This window comes from Psychrobacter sp. 16-MNA-CIBAN-0192 (assembly GCF_040309565.1).
Classification (GTDB): domain Bacteria; phylum Pseudomonadota; class Gammaproteobacteria; order Pseudomonadales; family Moraxellaceae; genus Psychrobacter.
Window position 1 is genome coordinate 1 of the sequence record NZ_JBEOOX010000603.1, and the last position, 245, is coordinate 245.

Below are 245 nucleotides of genomic sequence, written 5' to 3' on the forward strand. Positions count from 1 at the left end.
GTGCTTGTGCCCGTTCTATGGCGTAGTTTATAGCGTCGTCCACAAAGCTTTGGTGTTGAGTGTCGTTAAGAGCGAGGTTAATTAATGCTTTTTGATACTGCTTTTTTAGTTGCTCGCATAATAACTGTGTGGTGATAATATCTTTTTCTACGGCGTCTTCTATGTCGGCAAGGCAATAAGAAATATCGTCAGCGGCTTCCATAATATAACTGGCAGGGTGACGGCAATAGGGCTCCATTTTCAGC

At 43.3% G+C, this 245-nt stretch carries 1 pseudogene; it reads right to left on the reverse strand.

The window, feature by feature from the left end:
• Positions 1 to 245: pseudogene (locus AAEY78_RS14540) on the reverse strand (hypothetical protein); the annotation flags it as partial.